At 62.6% G+C, this 15,435-nt stretch carries 12 protein-coding genes and 2 pseudogenes; 10 read left to right on the forward strand and 4 right to left on the reverse strand.

Going from position 1 to position 15,435, the window contains the following annotated elements; genetic code table 11:
- The first annotated feature begins 106 nt into the window (after positions 1-106).
- The 4 genes from mfd to NKI25_RS20830 all read left to right on the forward strand — a co-directional run bounded on the left by mfd (position 107) and on the right by NKI25_RS20830 (position 5,864).
- A complete protein-coding gene (gene mfd / locus NKI25_RS20815) occupies positions 107-3,304 on the forward strand; it encodes a transcription-repair coupling factor (protein ID WP_352999246.1) in 3,198 nt (1,065 codons plus the stop codon).
- Positions 3,305-3,483: 179 nt separating this feature from the next.
- Positions 3,484-4,857: a class II 3-deoxy-7-phosphoheptulonate synthase gene (locus tag NKI25_RS20820; RefSeq protein WP_352999247.1), complete on the forward strand. Its 1,374-nt coding sequence runs from the start codon at positions 3,484-3,486 to the stop codon at positions 4,855-4,857.
- Between the two features lie 150 nt (positions 4,858-5,007).
- Positions 5,008-5,427, forward strand: a complete 420-nt coding sequence (locus tag NKI25_RS20825; RefSeq protein WP_352999249.1) for a GFA family protein — start codon at positions 5,008-5,010, stop codon at positions 5,425-5,427.
- 77 nt (positions 5,428-5,504) lie between these two features.
- Positions 5,505-5,864 (forward strand): diacylglycerol kinase, encoded by a 360-nt coding sequence (locus tag NKI25_RS20830; RefSeq protein ID WP_352999251.1) that lies wholly within the window; start codon positions 5,505-5,507, stop codon positions 5,862-5,864.
- A gap of 11 nt (positions 5,865-5,875) precedes the next feature.
- Here the strand turns inward: NKI25_RS20830 and NKI25_RS20835 are convergent, their stop codons facing one another.
- A complete protein-coding gene (locus NKI25_RS20835; RefSeq protein ID WP_352999253.1) occupies positions 5,876-6,067 on the reverse strand; it encodes a hypothetical protein in 192 nt (63 codons plus the stop codon).
- Between NKI25_RS20835 and NKI25_RS20840 the strand changes: the two are divergent.
- Positions 6,008-6,470 (forward strand): annotated as a pseudogene (locus tag NKI25_RS20840) (hemerythrin domain-containing protein). The gene NKI25_RS20835 and the pseudogene NKI25_RS20840 sit on opposite strands and share 60 nt — an antisense overlap.
- Positions 6,471-6,473: 3 nt before the next feature.
- Here NKI25_RS20840 and NKI25_RS20845 read toward each other — a convergent pair.
- Complete coding sequence (locus tag NKI25_RS20845; protein ID WP_352574954.1) at positions 6,474-7,061, reverse strand: DedA family protein; 588 nt, start codon at positions 7,059-7,061, stop codon at positions 6,474-6,476.
- Positions 7,058-7,621 (reverse strand): DUF1003 domain-containing protein, encoded by a 564-nt coding sequence (locus NKI25_RS20850; protein ID WP_023680015.1) that lies wholly within the window; start codon positions 7,619-7,621, stop codon positions 7,058-7,060. The genes NKI25_RS20845 and NKI25_RS20850 overlap by 4 nt, the downstream gene beginning before the upstream one ends.
- An 83-nt stretch (positions 7,622-7,704) precedes the next feature.
- On the opposite strand from NKI25_RS20850, the gene NKI25_RS20855 reads away from it, so the two are divergent.
- The 5 genes from NKI25_RS20855 (at position 7,705) to gltX (ending at position 14,282) form a co-directional block, all read left to right on the forward strand.
- Complete coding sequence (locus NKI25_RS20855) at positions 7,705-8,418, forward strand: DNA-3-methyladenine glycosylase I (protein ID WP_023680014.1); 714 nt, start codon at positions 7,705-7,707, stop codon at positions 8,416-8,418.
- 65 nt (positions 8,419-8,483) lie between these two features.
- A complete protein-coding gene (locus tag NKI25_RS20860) occupies positions 8,484-10,166 on the forward strand; it encodes an NAD+ synthase (protein WP_352594483.1) in 1,683 nt (560 codons plus the stop codon).
- Positions 10,167-10,192: 26 nt separating this feature from the next.
- On the forward strand, positions 10,193-10,594 hold the full coding sequence (locus NKI25_RS20865; protein ID WP_352455666.1) for a GNAT family N-acetyltransferase: 402 nt from the start codon (positions 10,193-10,195) through the stop codon (positions 10,592-10,594).
- Positions 10,595-10,969: 375 nt separating this feature from the next.
- A complete protein-coding gene (locus tag NKI25_RS20870) occupies positions 10,970-12,775 on the forward strand; it encodes an ABC transporter ATP-binding protein (RefSeq protein WP_352594482.1) in 1,806 nt (601 codons plus the stop codon).
- A gap of 133 nt (positions 12,776-12,908) precedes the next feature.
- Positions 12,909-14,282 (forward strand): glutamate--tRNA ligase, encoded by a 1,374-nt coding sequence (gene gltX / locus NKI25_RS20875; protein WP_352594481.1) that lies wholly within the window; start codon positions 12,909-12,911, stop codon positions 14,280-14,282.
- Here the strand turns inward: gltX and NKI25_RS20880 are convergent.
- A pseudogene (locus NKI25_RS20880) lies at positions 14,200-15,412 on the reverse strand (DUF2865 domain-containing protein). The gene gltX and the pseudogene NKI25_RS20880 sit on opposite strands and share 83 nt — an antisense overlap.
- Positions 15,413-15,435: the final 23 nt, after the last annotated feature.

Consider the following 15,435-nt stretch of genomic DNA (forward strand, 5'->3'; position numbering starts at 1 on the left):
CGGGGGCTTCGTGTCTGGCCCTGTGCGGTGGGGTGCGTTCGACCGACCCCACCCATCCCGCCGGGGCCCCGCTCCCGCCTTCGGGCGCCTCGACGCACTGGCCGCAATGATTGCGCTGGCGAAAAAGCCGCACCGCGCCGTCGTCCTCACCACCGCGAATGCGCTTTTGCAACGCATTCCACCGGCTGAACTCGTCGAGGCGCAGACCTTCCACGCCAAACCCGGCAACCAGATAGACATGAACGTGCTGGTGTCGCGGCTGGAGAATTCCGGCTTCGAGCGAGTGCCGACGGTGCGCGGCATCGGCGAATTTGCGGTGCGCGGCGGCATTCTCGATCTCTTCGCGCCCGGCTGGACGGAGGCACTGCGCCTCGATTTCTTCGGCGATACGCTGGAATCGATCCGCGTCTTCGACACCGCAACCCAGCGCACCATCGGCCAACGCAAATCGATGGCGCTGCAGGCGATGAGCGAGGTGGCGCTGACGCCGGAAACTATCAGCCGCTTCCGCCGCGCCTACATCGAAGCCTTTGGCGCGCCCTCCCGCGACGATGGGCTCTATGCGGCGGTCAGCGAGGGCAGGCGGTTTGCGGGCATGGAGCACTGGCTGCCGTTCTTCTATGAGCGGCTGGAAACCGTGTTCGATTACCTGCCGGATGCGCCTGTGGTTTTCGACCATCTGGCGCATGAGGCACTGGCCGAGCGGCATACGCTGATTCTCGATCATTACGAGGCGCGCAAAAAACAGGCCGACGGCGCCTTGAAGGACGCGGTGCCCTACAAGCCGGTGCCGCCGGATCTGCTCTATCTGTCGCCCGAGAACCTGATTGCCTCGCTTGGCCCGCGCGAGGCGATAGATTTCACGGCCTTCGACGCGCCCGATGCCGGCGCGAACAAGGTGTTCCATGCCGGCTCGCGCCACGGCCGCAGCTTCGTCGAGGAACGCGCCGATCCTAACGCCAACATTTTCGACGTCGTCGTCAAACACATTTCCGACGAGCGCGCTGGACGCCGCCGTGTCGTCGTCGCCGGCTGGACTGAAGGTTCGCTCGACCGGCTCGGCCAGATCCTGGTCGAGCATCACCTTGGCAATCTGAAGCCGGTGGCGACGCTTGCCGAAGCCGAAAAGCTTGAGCCGGGGCGGGCGGGACTGGCCGTGCTGCCGCTCGAATCCGGCTTCGAGACAGAGAAACTGGTCGTCGTCGCCGAGCAGGACATTCTCGGCGACCGGCTGATCCGGCGCTCGAAGCGCAAGAAGCGTGCGTCCGACTTCATCGCCGAGGCTTCGGCCTTGTCGTCAGGCGATATCGTCGTCCATGCCGACCATGGCATTGGCCGTTTCATCGGGTTGCGTACCATCGAGGCGGTTGGTGCGCCGCACGATTGCCTTGAGATCCACTATGCCGGCGACGATCGGCTATTCTTGCCGGTGGAAAACATCGAGCTGCTGTCGCGCTATGGCTCGGATTCGGCCGAGGCGACGCTCGACAAGCTTGGCGGCGGCGCCTGGCAATCGCGAAAGGCGCGGCTGAAGAAACGCCTGCTCGACATGGCCGGGCAGCTGATCCGCATTGCCGCCGAGCGGCAAATGCGGGCAGCACCGGCGCTGGTGCCGGCGGAAGGCCTCTATGGCGAGTTTGCAGCGCGTTTTCCCTATGAGGAGACCGATGACCAGCAGACCGCGATCGATTCAGTCATGGATGATCTAGGCGCCGGAAAGCCGATGGACCGGCTGATCTGCGGTGACGTCGGCTTCGGCAAGACCGAAGTTGCACTTCGCGCCGCCTTCATTGGGGCGATGGAAGGCTTTCAGGTGGCCATAGTAGTGCCGACGACATTGTTGTCGCGCCAGCATTTCAAGACTTTCTCGCAGCGCTTCTCCGGCCTGCCGATCCGCGTCGCCCAGGCCTCGCGGCTGGTCGGCGCCAAGGAATTGGCGGAGACCAAGAAGGGCATCGCCGAAGGCCAGATCGACATCGTCGTCGGCACGCATGCACTGCTCGGCTCGTCGATCTCGTTCAAGAATCTTGGTCTGCTGATCATCGACGAGGAGCAGCATTTCGGCGTCAAGCACAAGGAGCGGCTGAAGGATCTGAAGACCGACGTCCACGTTCTGACTTTGTCGGCGACGCCGATCCCACGCACGCTGCAGCTTGCCTTGACCGGCGTGCGCGAGTTGTCGCTGATCGCTACGCCGCCGGTCGACCGCCTGGCGGTGCGCACCTTCATCTCGCCCTTCGATCCGCTGGTCATCCGCGAGACGTTGCTCAGAGAACGCTACCGCGGCGGCCATTCCTTCTACGTCGTACCGCGCATCAGCGATCTCGCGGAAATCCATGATTTTCTGCGCGAATCTGTACCTGAGCTGAAAGTGGCGGTGGCCCATGGCCAGATGCCGCCCGGCGAGCTCGACGATATCATGAATGCCTTTTATGACGGCCAGTACGACGTGCTGCTGTCGACCACCATCGTCGAATCTGGCCTCGATATTCCGACTGCCAACACGCTGATTGTGCATCGCGCCGACATGTTCGGCCTGTCGCAGCTCTATCAGTTGCGTGGCCGCGTCGGCCGTTCGAAGGTGCGCGCCTATGCGCTGTTCACTCTGCCCGCCAACCGCAAGCTAACCGATACAGCCGAGCGTCGGCTGAAAGTGCTGCAGTCGCTCGATACGCTAGGCGCCGGTTTCCAGCTGGCCAGCCACGACCTCGACATCCGCGGCGCCGGCAATCTGCTTGGCGAAGAGCAGTCGGGCCACATCAAGGAGGTCGGCTTCGAGCTCTATCAGCAGATGCTGGAGGAGGCGGTGGCCGAAGTGAAGGATTCCGGCGAGGTGCAGGACGGCGGCTGGTCGCCGCAGATCGCCGTCGGCACGGCGGTAATGATCCCGGAAAGCTATGTCCCGGACCTGCAGCTGAGGCTCGCGCTCTATCGTCGTCTTGGCGATCTCGAAAACACGGAAGAGATCGATGCTTTCGGCGCCGAGTTGATCGACCGGTTCGGGCCGCTGCCGGAAGAGGTTGAACATCTTTTGAAGATCGTCTTCATCAAGGCGCTTTGCCGCAAGGCCAATGTCGAAAAACTCGACGCCGGGCCGAAGGGCGTCGTCATCCATTTCCGCAAGCGGGAATTCCCCAATCCGGTCGGGCTGGTCAAGCTCATCGGCGAACAGGGCTCGCTGGCCAAGATCCGACCCGACCAGAGCGTCGTCTTCAGCCGTGACTGGGCGACGCCCGAGAAGCGGCTGGCTGGCTCAGCGGTTGTCATGACGCAGCTGGCGCGGCTGGTGGAGAAGGCGGCGTAGCAGCGCGTCGCTGGTGCTCTGGGCACAGCCGCACCGGCACTTTCGCAGTGCCGTGCTCATTCGCCACGCGACCACTTCCGGTCTAGAATAGGAAATCGGCTTCGTGTATGGAGCCGCGACCCCATATGGGGCGGATTGGCGGGCGATGGCGTCCGTGTGAAAGAGCGTTAGGTGCTTCGATGACGAAATGGTCGCCGAATTCGTGGAGAGCTAAGCCGATCCAGCAGGTTCCTGCCTATCCGGATCTTGCCGCGCTGAGGAACACGGAAGCCCAGCTTGCCACGTTTCCGCCGTTGGTTTTTGCAGGTGAGGCACGCAAGCTGAAGAAGCAGCTTGCAGCCGTCGCTGCCGGTGACGCATTCCTTCTGCAGGGCGGCGATTGCGCCGAGAGCTTCGCCGAACATGGCGCCGACAATATCCGCGACTTCTTCCGCGTCTTCTTGCAGATGTCGGTGGTGCTGACCTTCGCCGGCGCCCAGCCGGTGGTGAAGGTCGGCCGTGTCGCCGGCCAGTTCGCCAAGCCGCGCTCGTCCGACAATGAGACCAAGGGCGGCGTGACGCTGCCGAGCTATCGCGGCGACATCATTAACGGCATCGAGTTCGACGCCAAGTCGCGCATTCCCGATCCTGCAAGACAGGAGATGGCGTACCGCCAGTCGGCGGCGACGCTCAACCTTTTGCGTGCCTTCGCCCAAGGTGGCTATGCCAGCCTGGAGAACGTGCATCAATGGATGCTTGGCTTCGTGTCCGACAGCCCGCAGGGGGAGAAGTACGAGTCGCTCGCCAACCGCATCACCGAGACGATGGACTTCATGAAGGCCGTCGGCATCACCTCGGAGACCAATTACGCGCTGCGCGAGACCGACTTCTATACCAGTCATGAGGCGCTGCTGCTCGGTTATGAAGAGGCGCTGACTCGCGTCGATTCGACTTCGGGCGACTGGTACGCCACCTCTGGCCACATGATCTGGATCGGTGATCGCACGCGCCAACCCGACCATGCGCATGTCGAATATTGCCGCGGCATCAAGAACCCGCTCGGGCTGAAATGCGGTCCGTCGCTGACGCCGGATGGCCTCTTGCAGCTCATCGACCTGCTCAATCCGGAGAACGAGCCCGGCCGGCTGACGCTGATCGCGCGCTTCGGTTCCGACAAGGTCGCCGATCATTTGCCGAAGCTGGTGCGCGCGGTGCAGAAGGAAGGCCGCAGCGTGGTGTGGTCGTCCGACCCGATGCATGGCAACACCATCGAGGCCGCCGGCTACAAGACACGGCCGTTCGACCGCATCCTGAAGGAGGTGCAGACCTTCTTCGAGGTGCACCGCGCCGAAGGCACGCATCCGGGCGGCATCCATGTCGAGATGACCGGCAAGAACGTCACGGAATGCACCGGTGGCGCCCGCGCCATCACCGCCGAAGAGCTGCAGGATCGCTACCACACCCATTGCGATCCGCGCCTCAACGCCGACCAGGCGATCGAGCTGGCCTTCCTGGTGTCCGACTTGCTCAAGAAGAGCCATCCGGTGCAGCACAAGCAGGCCGTCAACGGCTGATACGATCTGAACTGTGATGTCATTGAAGAAGCGCCGGGCGAAAACCGGCGCTTTTTGTATTCAATCCCGCCGGGTGTCGCATTTGCTCGTGCCTAACGCGCGCAAAACTGGAATCCTGCCAGGCGATGGCAATTGCATCGGGAGGCCGACATGGCTGACAGTCACAGCGGATCATGCTTGTGCGGGGCAGTGCGGTTCCAGACACGAGGACCGCTACGCGGTGTCATCTACTGCCATTGCTCGCAGTGCCGGAAGCAGAGCGGGCATTTTTATGCGGCGGCCAACGTTGCCGACCGCGACATCACAATCACCGACGCGGAGAACATCACCTGGTACGAGGCCTCTTCGTTCGCCAGGCGCGGCTTCTGCAAGACATGCGGCTCTCTGCTGTTCTGGAAGCCGAGCGATGACGGCTATGTTTCGGTCATGGCAGGGCTGTTCGACGCGCCAACCGGGCTTCAAGGAGAATGCCATATCTTCGTCGGCGACAAGGGCGATTATTACGCCATCGATGATGGGCTGCCGCAGTTCGAGAAGTCGACACCGTCGATCAAGGTGGCAGGCGACTGATTTTTGAAGGGGTCGCCTTATTCCCTTGGTCCAGCCATTGCGCTAATCCCCTGCCGGTGATTCCGAAGGGTTTTGGCATGCAGCGGCTGATCGACGCTTTTTACAATTCGTTGCGGGCGTTTCGCAAACTGGCGGCCAGCGAGGAGGCCTTCCAGCTGGAGCTGACACTGCTCGTGCTTGCCTTGCCGCTCGGCTGGTTCCTTTCGGAATCGTGGCGCGGCTATGCGTTGCTGATCGGCGCGGTGCTGCTCATGATCATGATCGAGGTGTTGAACACCGGCATCGAGGCGGCATGCGACGCGTTCAGCCGCGAATTCAACATCGATATCCAACTGGCCAAGGATTGCGGTTCGCTGGCGGTGCTGATTTCGGTGGTGATCGCTGCCGGCGTCTGGGGCGTCGCCGTCATCGAGCGGATCCTCGGGGTACCGATCTGAGGTTTCAGACACTACATGCCGTCACTGCATTTCTCGTTTTGACCATGATCTTTTCCGAAAACCGGTACCACTTTCGGGATCATGGTCTGAGGAGAACCGATATGGCCGATACCGCCGGATTTCTGCTGCTCGAACGTGAGGGCCTGCCGGACGATCTGCGCTGGCTGGTTGAAAAATTTCCACGCGAGGTCTGGCAGGCGCATGCCAACATCCACGGCATGGCCAATATGTGGCTGCAGCGGCACGACATGGTTCGCGCCGCGCCTCAACCATTTCCTCGGCAATCTCGACGGCCATCACAATGTCGAGGACCATCATTATTTCCCGGTCTTCGCCAGGGCCGAGACCCGTCTGAAGCGCGGCTTCGAGATTCTCGATGCCGATCACCACACAATCCATGAGGGACTGGAGCGCAATGCCGAGGCGGCAAATGCCTTCATCCGCACGCTTCAGGAGAGCGAAGACAAACAGCGTTTCGCCGCCGATGCCTATGCCGACGAGAACAGCCGGCTGATCGCCATGTTGACCAGACATCTTGCCGACGAGGAAGACCTGATCATCCCGCTGATCCTGGAAAAGGGTGACCGTGCGCTCGGCATAGATTGACGATCAGCTTCCCTTGCGAAGCTCCTTCTTGGCGAGGAAGTGCGACGCCAGCCAGCCGAGGATAGCCACAACGAGGCCGATTGCCAGAGCGATCAGCAACCGCTCGTGGCGGGCCAGCGCCTGGCCGACGATGTGCTCCGCGCCCAGCCCGAAGACATAACCGACAGTGCAGAACAGTGCCGCCCAGACTACCGACGAGATGGCGTTGAGGATGATGAAGCGCGCCGCGGCGATGCCCGACAGCCCGGCCGCGATTCCGCCGACCAGTCGCAGGCCATAGATGTAACGGTTCGACAGCACGAAAATGTTGGGATGAGAGGTGACAAGGCGGTAGGCGTGGCTGAAGCCCGGCCGGGCTCGGAGCCTGATCACGAATTTATGGTCGGCGAAGCTCCGTCCCAAGATGAAGAACAACGTGTCGCCACCGAAGGCGCCGAGCGCGGCTGCGAGAAACGCCTGCCACGGGACGAAGACATGCTGATGCGCAAAAAAACCGCCAAGAATTGCGGCGCTTTCGCCCTCGGCGACGCAGCCCAGAAAAACCGCGACCAATCCATATTGCTCAATGAGACGATGGATGACTTCCGTCATGAAGACGTTCGCTGCTTCGACAGAATGTCGTCGATGCGCTTCACCTGCTCGGCCAGCCGGGCGATCTCGTCTCGCATGCCGATGATCTGGCTGTGGCGCAGTTCGTCGAGCTTTTCGTGTAACGCCATGATCTCGATCTCGGCCTTGAGATTAACCTCATAGTCGTGGGCGGCGTCGATTCGATCGCGCTCCGTCTGGCGGTTCTGCGCCATCATGATCACTGGCGCCTGCAGGGCGGCAACCATGGAAAGCACGAGATTGAGAAAGATGAAGGGATACGGATCGAAGGCGGCGCGCGACAAGAGCCAGACATTGCCTGCCGTCCACAGGATCAGGAAGCCAATGAATGCCAGGATGAAGGACCACGAGCCGCCGATCCGTGCGATGGTGTCGGCCAGGCGATCTCCAAACGTCTGGTGAAAGGCGACGGCCTTGTTGGTGTCCTTGGAGATCGTGGTGCGCTCGAGCGTAGATTGCAGTACCCGGCTTTCGAGCGCGCTGAGGCCGTCCGGCTTTCGCTTCAGCCAGCGGCTTGCCAGGTCCTCGATCGTTTTGTTCATCGTCGCCTCCGTCGTCAGCGATGAGGTAGAAGCTGCCGGTTCATACGGGAAGTGGTAGATTGACGCGATGGGGTCAGGAAACAATGGTGGATTTTCAGAAAATTCGCGCCCGTGCAGCGAAGCGCAAAGGCGGTGAGGCAGCGCTGACGTCGCTGCTGGGTCCTATGCCCGACAATGCCGCGGTGGCAAAAATTGCGGACGACCGGATCCTGTCGACCATGGCCGAGCGGGTTTTTGCCGCCGGCTTTGTCTGGCGGGTCATCGAGCAGAAATGGCCGGGTTTCGAGGAAGCATTTCTTGGCTTCGAGCCGAGGCGGCTGCTGTTCCAGCCTGACGATTTCTGGCACGATCTCACAGCCGACAAGCGCATCGTCCGCAATCCGCAGAAGATCAAATCCGTACGCGACAACGCAGCCTTCGTCGCGCGCGTGTCGAAGGAGCATGGCAGCTTCGGCAAGTTCCTGGCCAATTGGCCGGCGGATGACCAGGTCGGATTGATGGCCTATCTCGGCAAGCATGGCAGCCGGCTCGGCGGCAATACCGGCCAGTATTTTCTGCGCTGGCTGGAGTGGGACGCCTTCATCGTCTCGGCCGACATGACGGCAGCGCTGCGCGACGCCGGGCTCGACCTCGCGCAGAGCCCGACATCGAAGAAGGACCTGGACAAGATCCAAGTGCAGATAAACGCCTGGGCGGCGGAAACCGGGCTGCCGCGCCGGCACATTTCGCGCATTCTGGCAATGTCGATCGGCGAGAACCATCCGCCGGAAGCCTTGCGCGAATATATGGGCGAATAGGATCGACTGTTTGGTCCAAACGAACGCCATTGCTCGACGAATTTTGCCGCGCTAAACCCACGGGCATGACAGACAAGACCGCTCCAGACATATTGCGCATCGCCGTCGCCCAGCTCAATCCGACGGTCGGCGACGTCGCCGGCAATCTTGCCAAGGCACGCGAGGCGAGGGCGGATGCCGCCCGCCAAGGCGCCGACCTCGTGCTGTTTACCGAGCTTTTCCTTGCCGGCTATCCGCCTGAGGATCTGGTGCTGAAGCCCGCCTTCCTGAAGGCCTGCGAGCGGGCGGCGGAGGATTTCGCCGGCGATACCGCCGACGGCGGCCCGGGTTTCGTCATCGGCACGCCGTTGAAGCGCAAGACCGGCACGCACAATTCGATCATCTTTGCCGATGGCGGCAAGATCCGTGCCGAACGCTACAAGCTCGATCTGCCGAATTACGGTGAGTTCGACGAGAAGCGCGTCTTCCAGGCCGGCCCCGAGATCCAGGGGCCGGTCAATTTCCGCGGCGTGCGCGTGGGAGTGCCGATCTGCGAAGATATCTGGGGCGAGGTTGCCGTCTGCGAGACGCTGGCCGAAAGCGGCGCGGAAATCCTGCTGGTCCCGAACGGCTCGCCCTATTACCGCGGCAAGGTCGACGTCCGCCACCAGATCGTCATCCGCCAGGTCATCGAATGCGGACTGCCGATTATCTATGCCAACCAGCTTGGCGGCCAGGACGAGCTGGTTTTCGATGGCGCATCGTTTGCCATAGGTTCTGACAAGACGCTGGCCTTCCAGATGAGCCAGTTCGAGGAGACGGTCAACGTCACCACCTGGAAGCGAAAGAATGACATCTGGGTCTGCTCTGACGGACCGATGTCGAAAATCCCGGAGAAGGAGGAGGCCGACTACCGCGCCTGCATGTTGGGCCTGCGCGATTACGTCAACAAGAACGGCTTCAAGAATGTCGTGCTCGGCCTTTCCGGCGGCATCGATTCGGCGATCTGCGCGGCACTTGCCGTCGATGCGCTGGGCGAGGAACGGCTGCGCGCCGTGATGATGCCTTACCGCTACACTTCGAAGGACTCGCTGAAGGATGCCGAGGACTGCGCCCGCGCACTCGGCTGCCGCTACGATATCGTGCCGATCTTCGAGCCGGTCGAGGGCTTCCTGCACACGTTGACACAGCTTTTCGAGGGCACCAAGGAAGGCATCACCGAGGAAAACCTGCAGAGCCGGGCCCGCGGCACCATCCTGATGGCGATTTCCAACAAATTCGGCTCGATGGTGGTCACCACCGGCAACAAAAGCGAGATGTCGGTCGGCTACGCGACGCTCTATGGCGACATGAATGGCGGCTTCAATCCGATCAAGGACCTCTACAAGATGCAGGTCTATGCGCTGTCGCGCTGGCGCAACGCGCATATGCCGCCGGGTGCGCTCGGTCCGTCCGGCGAGGTGATCCCGAACAACATCATCGACAAGGCGCCCTCGGCGGAACTGCGAGAGAACCAGACGGACCAGGATTCGCTGCCGCCCTATCCGGTGCTCGACGACATATTGGAATGTCTGGTCGAAAACGAGATGGGTGTCGACGACATCGTTGCGCGCGGCCATGACCGGGCGACGGTGACGCGCGTCGAGCACCTGCTTTACGTCGCCGAATACAAGCGCCGGCAGGCGGCACCCGGCGTGAAGATCACCAGGAAGAACTTTGGCCGCGACCGCCGCTATCCCATTACCAACCGGTTCAGGGATGGCGGGTAGGCGATTGGCTGCATAACGGTTTAGCCATGGCCAACCTTGAAATCAGCTTCGACCTGTCGCGGATCGATTTCCGGGCGACGTCCGACATTTTGAAGGAGAGCTATTGGGGCAGTGGCCGCAGCGACGAACAGCACCACCGCGCCTTCGCCAACTCACTGTGCGTCGGCGCCTATGTCGGCGGCAATCAGGTCGGCTTCGGCCGGGCGATCACCGACCGTACGGTATTTGCCTATCTCGCCGACATAATTGTCTGGCCGGGGTATCGCGGACAAGGCATCGGAACCCGGCTTGTCCAGGCGCTTATCGACCACCCGGACGTCAAGACGGTCACGCATTGGAGCCTGTCGACCAACGACGCCCATGCGGTTTACGAGAAGCTCGGCTTCAGGCCTTCCACCGACGGCCGCTATATGCGCTTCGACCGATGAGGGCGCACAACCCGCGATTGTTGCAAAATCGTCTCACTGCTTGGACCAGATGCGCTTTGGGCTATCTAGTGACTTGGCGCGGCGTTGAGGCGTCTCTATAAACACCTCTCCGCGATTCCCCTTCAGGAGGAACCGAATGCCAGGATTTGACATCGTTATGCGAGGCCGCGAAGCCTAGGTCTTGGTCAGCGCGCCGCGAGATAGCCTCGCGGCAAGGTTGAACCGAGGCAGGTATTTCGCCGCTGCCGGTCGCCGCCCCTCTACAGGGCCGCCAAATACGCCAAACCTCCGCATCTCCGGGCGCCTAACGGCGCCGACGCGGTATTTCAATTTCTACTTTCGTGGGATCGGGCTCGTTTGCGCCCGAATGACATCATGACTCGTTTTCGAATAGATTTGCGCGCGGGCGCCTTTCGCAGCGTTCTTGGCTTCACGCTCAGCCATTGGCGGCGTCAGCCGTGGCGGCTTGCCGGCATTATGGGCACGTTCCTGCTCTCGACCTTGGCCGACGTGCTGACGCCGCTCTATTCCGGCCGGCTGGTGGATGCCGTCGCCAGCAGTGCTGCGGCCGACGATGTTGCGTGGAACGCGGCGACAGCGGCCTTTTCGATGCTGGTGGCCCTGGCGCTCACCGGTGTCGTGCTGCGCAATCTCGCCTTCATGGCCATTGTCGAGCTGACGTTGAAGATGATGGCGGATATCGCCGCCGACGCCTTCCACCGCGTCCAGCGCTTCTCCACCGACTGGCACGCCAACAGCTTCGCCGGATCGACGGTGCGCAAGATAACGCGCGGCATGTGGGCGCTCGACCTGCTCAACGACACGATCCTGATCGCGCTGCTGCCATCGGTCGTCATGCTCGTCGGCTCGACGCTGCTGCTTGGCTGGTTTTGGCCGCTGATGGGTGCTGTCGTCGCCACCGGTTCGGTTCTGTTCATCGCGGTGACGACGATGCTGTCGCTTGGCTATGTCGCGCCCGCGGCAAGGCTTGCCAATGCGTGGGATACACGGCTCGGCGGCTCGCTGGCCGACGCGGTGAGCTGCAACGCCGTGGTCAAGGGTTTTGGCGCCGAGGAACGCGAGGAGACGCGGCTTGCCGAGGTCGTCGCCAAATGGCGCGGCCGCACGCGCCGCACCTGGATGCGCGGCACTGTCAACGGCACCACGCAAGGGACGATGCTGCTGCTTTTGAGGGCAGCGGTCATCGGGTTCTCCCTGCTGTTGTGGTCGTGGGGGCAGGCGAGCGCCGGCGACGTCGCCTTCGTGCTGACCTCATTCTTCGTGCTGCAAGGCTATTTGCGCGACATCGGCACGCATATCCGCAATCTGCAGCGCTCGATCAACGACATGGAGGAACTGGTCGACTTCCAGTCCGAACCACTCGGCATTGAGGATCGGCCCGGCGCCAAACCGATCCGGATCACCGATGGCCGTATCACCTTCGACAATGTCACGTTCCATTATGGCAGCCACCGCCTGCCGCTCTATCGCGACTTTTCGGTGGACATCGCGCCGGGCGAACGGGTTGGGCTGGTTGGCCATTCGGGCTCCGGCAAGACGACATTCGTCAAGCTGATCCAGCGCCTCTACGACGTGACTGCGGGCAATATCCTGATCGACGGCCAGGATATTGCCAATGTGGCGCAGGCGTCGCTGCGCGCACAGATCGCGATTGTCCAGCAGGAGCCGATCCTGTTTCACCGGTCGCTGGCCGAAAACATCGCCTATGCCCGGCCGGCCGCCACGCAGGCCGAGATCGAGCACGCGGCGCGATTGGCCAGCGCGCATGACTTCATCGCCAATTTGCCGAAAGGCTATGGCACGCTGGTCGGCGAGCGTGGCGTAAAGCTATCGGGTGGTGAGCGTCAACGCGTTGCAATCGCACGCGCCTTTCTTGCCGATGCGCGCATTCTCATCCTGGATGAGGCAACGTCGAGCCTCGATTCGGAATCGGAGGTGCTGATCCAGCAGGCGATGGAGCGGTTGATGGTCGGCCGCACGACGCTGGTCATTGCCCACCGGCTGTCGACGGTGCGGGCGCTGGACAGGCTTTTGGTGTTCGATCGCGGCCGCATCGTCGAAGAGGGCTCGCATGACCAACTGATCCGGCTGCAAGGCGGCATCTACCGCCGGCTGTTCGAACGCCAGGCGCTTGAGCTGACCAAAGGCATGGTGATCTGACGGTTGCGGCGCCGCGCGTCCTGATGGACGCGTGGCGCTGCAGTCTTTTCTTCGCCTTCGTCATGTTCTATGTCTGCCGCAGAGCGCGGGGGCGCGTCTTGTCAACAGCAAAACCATCCGGTACGCCCCGCTCATGACAGTTACCGTCCGTTTCGCCCCGTCACCGACCGGCCGCATCCATATCGGCAATGCGCGCACCGCTCTGTTCAACTGGCTGTTCGCCATCAAGAACAAGGGCCGCTTCATCCAGCGCTTCGACGACACCGACGTTGCCCGTTCGACGCAGGAATTTTCCGACGCCATCCTTTATGACCTGCATTGGCTGGGCATCTTCCCCGACGCCACGGAGTATCAGTCGCGGCGGGTCGAAGTCTATGATGCCGCACTGCAGAAGCTGAAGGAGGCGCGCCTCGTCTATGCCTGCTATGAGACGCCCGAAGAGCTCGACCTGAGGCGCAAGGTGCGCCGCACGCGTGGCCTGCCGCCAGTCTATGGCCGCGAGGCGCTGACGCTGGCACCCGAGCAGGTGGCGGAATATGAGGCCGATGGCCGGCGGCCGCACTGGCGCTTTCTGCTGCCCAACTTCAGCAGCGATCCGCTGCAGCCGGAGCGCACCGAAATCCACTGGAACGACCTGGTGCGGGGCGAAGAGACCGTCGACCTCGCCTCGCTTTCAGACCCGGTTCTGCGGCGTGAGGACGGCACCTACCTCTATACATTGCCTTCGGTTGTCGACGACATCGACATGGGCGTCAGCCATGTCATTCGCGGCGACGACCACGTCACCAATACCGGCGTCCAGATAGCCCTGTTCCGAGCACTTGGCGCGGAGCCGCCGGTGTTCGGCCACCACAATCTCCTGACAACGGCATCAGGCGAGGGACTTTCGAAGCGCACCGGCGCGCTGTCCATCCAGAGCCTGCGTGAGAGCGGCATCGAGCCGATGGCGATCGCTTCGCTGGCGGTGCTCGTCGGCACCTCGGAAAACGTCGTGGCGGTGCCAACGATGGCCGAGCTAGCCGAGCGCTTCGATCCGGCTGCAACATCGAAATCCGCCGCCAAATTCGACCCGGACGAGCTCTTCGTGCTCAACCGCACGCTGCTGCATCACATGCCGTTTTCCGAGGCGCGCGACCGGCTGATCGTGCTCGGCATCTCCGGCGAACAGGCCGAGCCTTTCTGGCTGGCGGTGCGCGGCAATCTCGACAGGCTGGCCGATGCGGCGATCTGGTGGCGTACGCTTCGAGACGGTCCAGAGGAGCCGGCGGAGTTTTCCGACGATGACCGCGACTTTCTTCGCCAGGCGTTCGAACTGCTGCCGGAGGAGCCTTGGAACGGCACCGTCTGGAAAAACTGGACCGGCAAGATCCGAGAGGCGAGCGGCCGTAAGGGCAAGGCGCTGTTCATGCCGCTCAGGCTGGCGCTTACGGGACAGCCTTCGGGTCCGGAGCTTGCAGATCTGTTGCCGCTGCTGGGTCGGGAAGGAACGTTGGCCCGACGACCCTGACCTTGCGCTGTTCCGGCGGCGGCAGCGACGTCGGCGAAGGCACGGGCTTGACGGCAAGGCGTCTGATCGCCTCACGGTCGAGGCCGTCTTGCGCGTTGGCCAAGGACTCCGGATCGGCGCCCGGATCAGGCCTGGCAACCGGCAGCGGAATGAACGGGGTACTCTCTACATTCGCCTCAGATTGTTCCCGGGTTGGCGGGTTGCCGGCAATGATCTCGAAATTCTGCGCGGCATTGCAGCCGCAGGCCGGCGGCCGCGGCATGTCGGACTGCTTGTAGAGGTAGGCCGTCGGCAGTTTGATATAAGGCCTGCCGGTCACCGAAGACGTCATGGACGCCGAATCGCCATTCATGCCGCGCGTGTAGAAAACCTGCATCTCGGTGCCGGGGCAGCTCGATTCGCAATTCTTCTGATCGCGCTCGAAATCGCCCAGCGAGGCAGCATTCGACATCGGGAAGAAATAGCCGTCGCAGGTCCGCACGCACATGGTGCGGAATTCGCCTCGCGGCTGCCCCAAGTCGTCGGCGTTGTTGAGCATGGTGCGGATGTTGCCCGGCTGGCTTAGCTCTTCGGCCTGGCTGGGCCCTTCAGGCTGGTCGGGCGCGCCCGGTTCACTTGCGTCACTGCCCAAAAGCTGGTCGAGCAGGTTTCGCTTGCCGTTTTCACGGCTGGCTTCGCGGACCGGCGCGGGCGTCCGCGCCGCATCATCGCGGCAGCCATTGGCGTAAAGCAACGTCAATATGCGCGCGCGATCGCGTCGCGAACCACCGCCGGCAAGGTCGGCGCGCTTGGCCTGCAGGGCGTCGAGATTGGCTGCCATGCGATCGATGGTGGCGTCGAGTGCCGCGCATGCGTTGGCCGTTGCGGCGAGACAGCGAAAAGCCGCAGCCGGCGCTGCTGGCCTGGCTGACGGCCTTTGAAATCTGCTGGCGCTGCCGGACGATTGCGTCGTCATATTTCCTGAACAAGGCCGGTTTGCCGCCGCCACCACGAGAAGCGGCGGCAAGATCGGCTTCAAGCTGGCGGCAGAGGCGCGGAGCGGGCTGCGCCTGAGTGACGGCAATGTCGCACAGTAGCAGGGCACCGAGCAGCGCGGCGGCACGCGTCAGCTTCCAACATGCGCCCGTCATCCCTCCGAAACTCCGCCTGTCTG

The sequence above is a fragment of the Mesorhizobium sp. M0808 genome, assembly GCF_040320025.1.
In the GTDB taxonomy this organism is placed as follows: Bacteria; Pseudomonadota; Alphaproteobacteria; order Rhizobiales; family Rhizobiaceae; genus Mesorhizobium.

Excerpts from the sequence above, each read along its gene's own strand:
- NKI25_RS20830 (WP_352999251.1), top strand. The coding sequence starts at position 5,505 with ATGCAGCGGCTGATCGACGCTTTTTACAATTCGTTGCGGGCGTTTCGC.
- NKI25_RS20835 (WP_352999253.1), bottom strand. The coding sequence starts at position 6,067 with ATGCGCCTGCCAGACCTCGCGTGGAAATTTTTCAACCAGCCAGCGCAG.
- NKI25_RS20820 (WP_352999247.1), top strand. The coding sequence starts at position 3,484 with ATGACGAAATGGTCGCCGAATTCGTGGAGAGCTAAGCCGATCCAGCAG.
- NKI25_RS20825 (WP_352999249.1), top strand. The coding sequence starts at position 5,008 with ATGGCTGACAGTCACAGCGGATCATGCTTGTGCGGGGCAGTGCGGTTC.
- mfd (WP_352999246.1), top strand. The coding sequence starts at position 107 with ATGATTGCGCTGGCGAAAAAGCCGCACCGCGCCGTCGTCCTCACCACC.
- NKI25_RS20860 (WP_352594483.1), top strand. The coding sequence starts at position 8,484 with ATGACAGACAAGACCGCTCCAGACATATTGCGCATCGCCGTCGCCCAG.
- NKI25_RS20855 (WP_023680014.1), top strand. The coding sequence starts at position 7,705 with ATGGTGGATTTTCAGAAAATTCGCGCCCGTGCAGCGAAGCGCAAAGGC.
- NKI25_RS20850 (WP_023680015.1), bottom strand. The coding sequence starts at position 7,621 with ATGAACAAAACGATCGAGGACCTGGCAAGCCGCTGGCTGAAGCGAAAG.
- NKI25_RS20870 (WP_352594482.1), top strand. The coding sequence starts at position 10,970 with ATGACTCGTTTTCGAATAGATTTGCGCGCGGGCGCCTTTCGCAGCGTT.
- NKI25_RS20845 (WP_352574954.1), bottom strand. The coding sequence starts at position 7,061 with ATGACGGAAGTCATCCATCGTCTCATTGAGCAATATGGATTGGTCGCG.
- gltX (WP_352594481.1), top strand. The coding sequence starts at position 12,909 with ATGACAGTTACCGTCCGTTTCGCCCCGTCACCGACCGGCCGCATCCAT.
- NKI25_RS20865 (WP_352455666.1), top strand. The coding sequence starts at position 10,193 with ATGGCCAACCTTGAAATCAGCTTCGACCTGTCGCGGATCGATTTCCGG.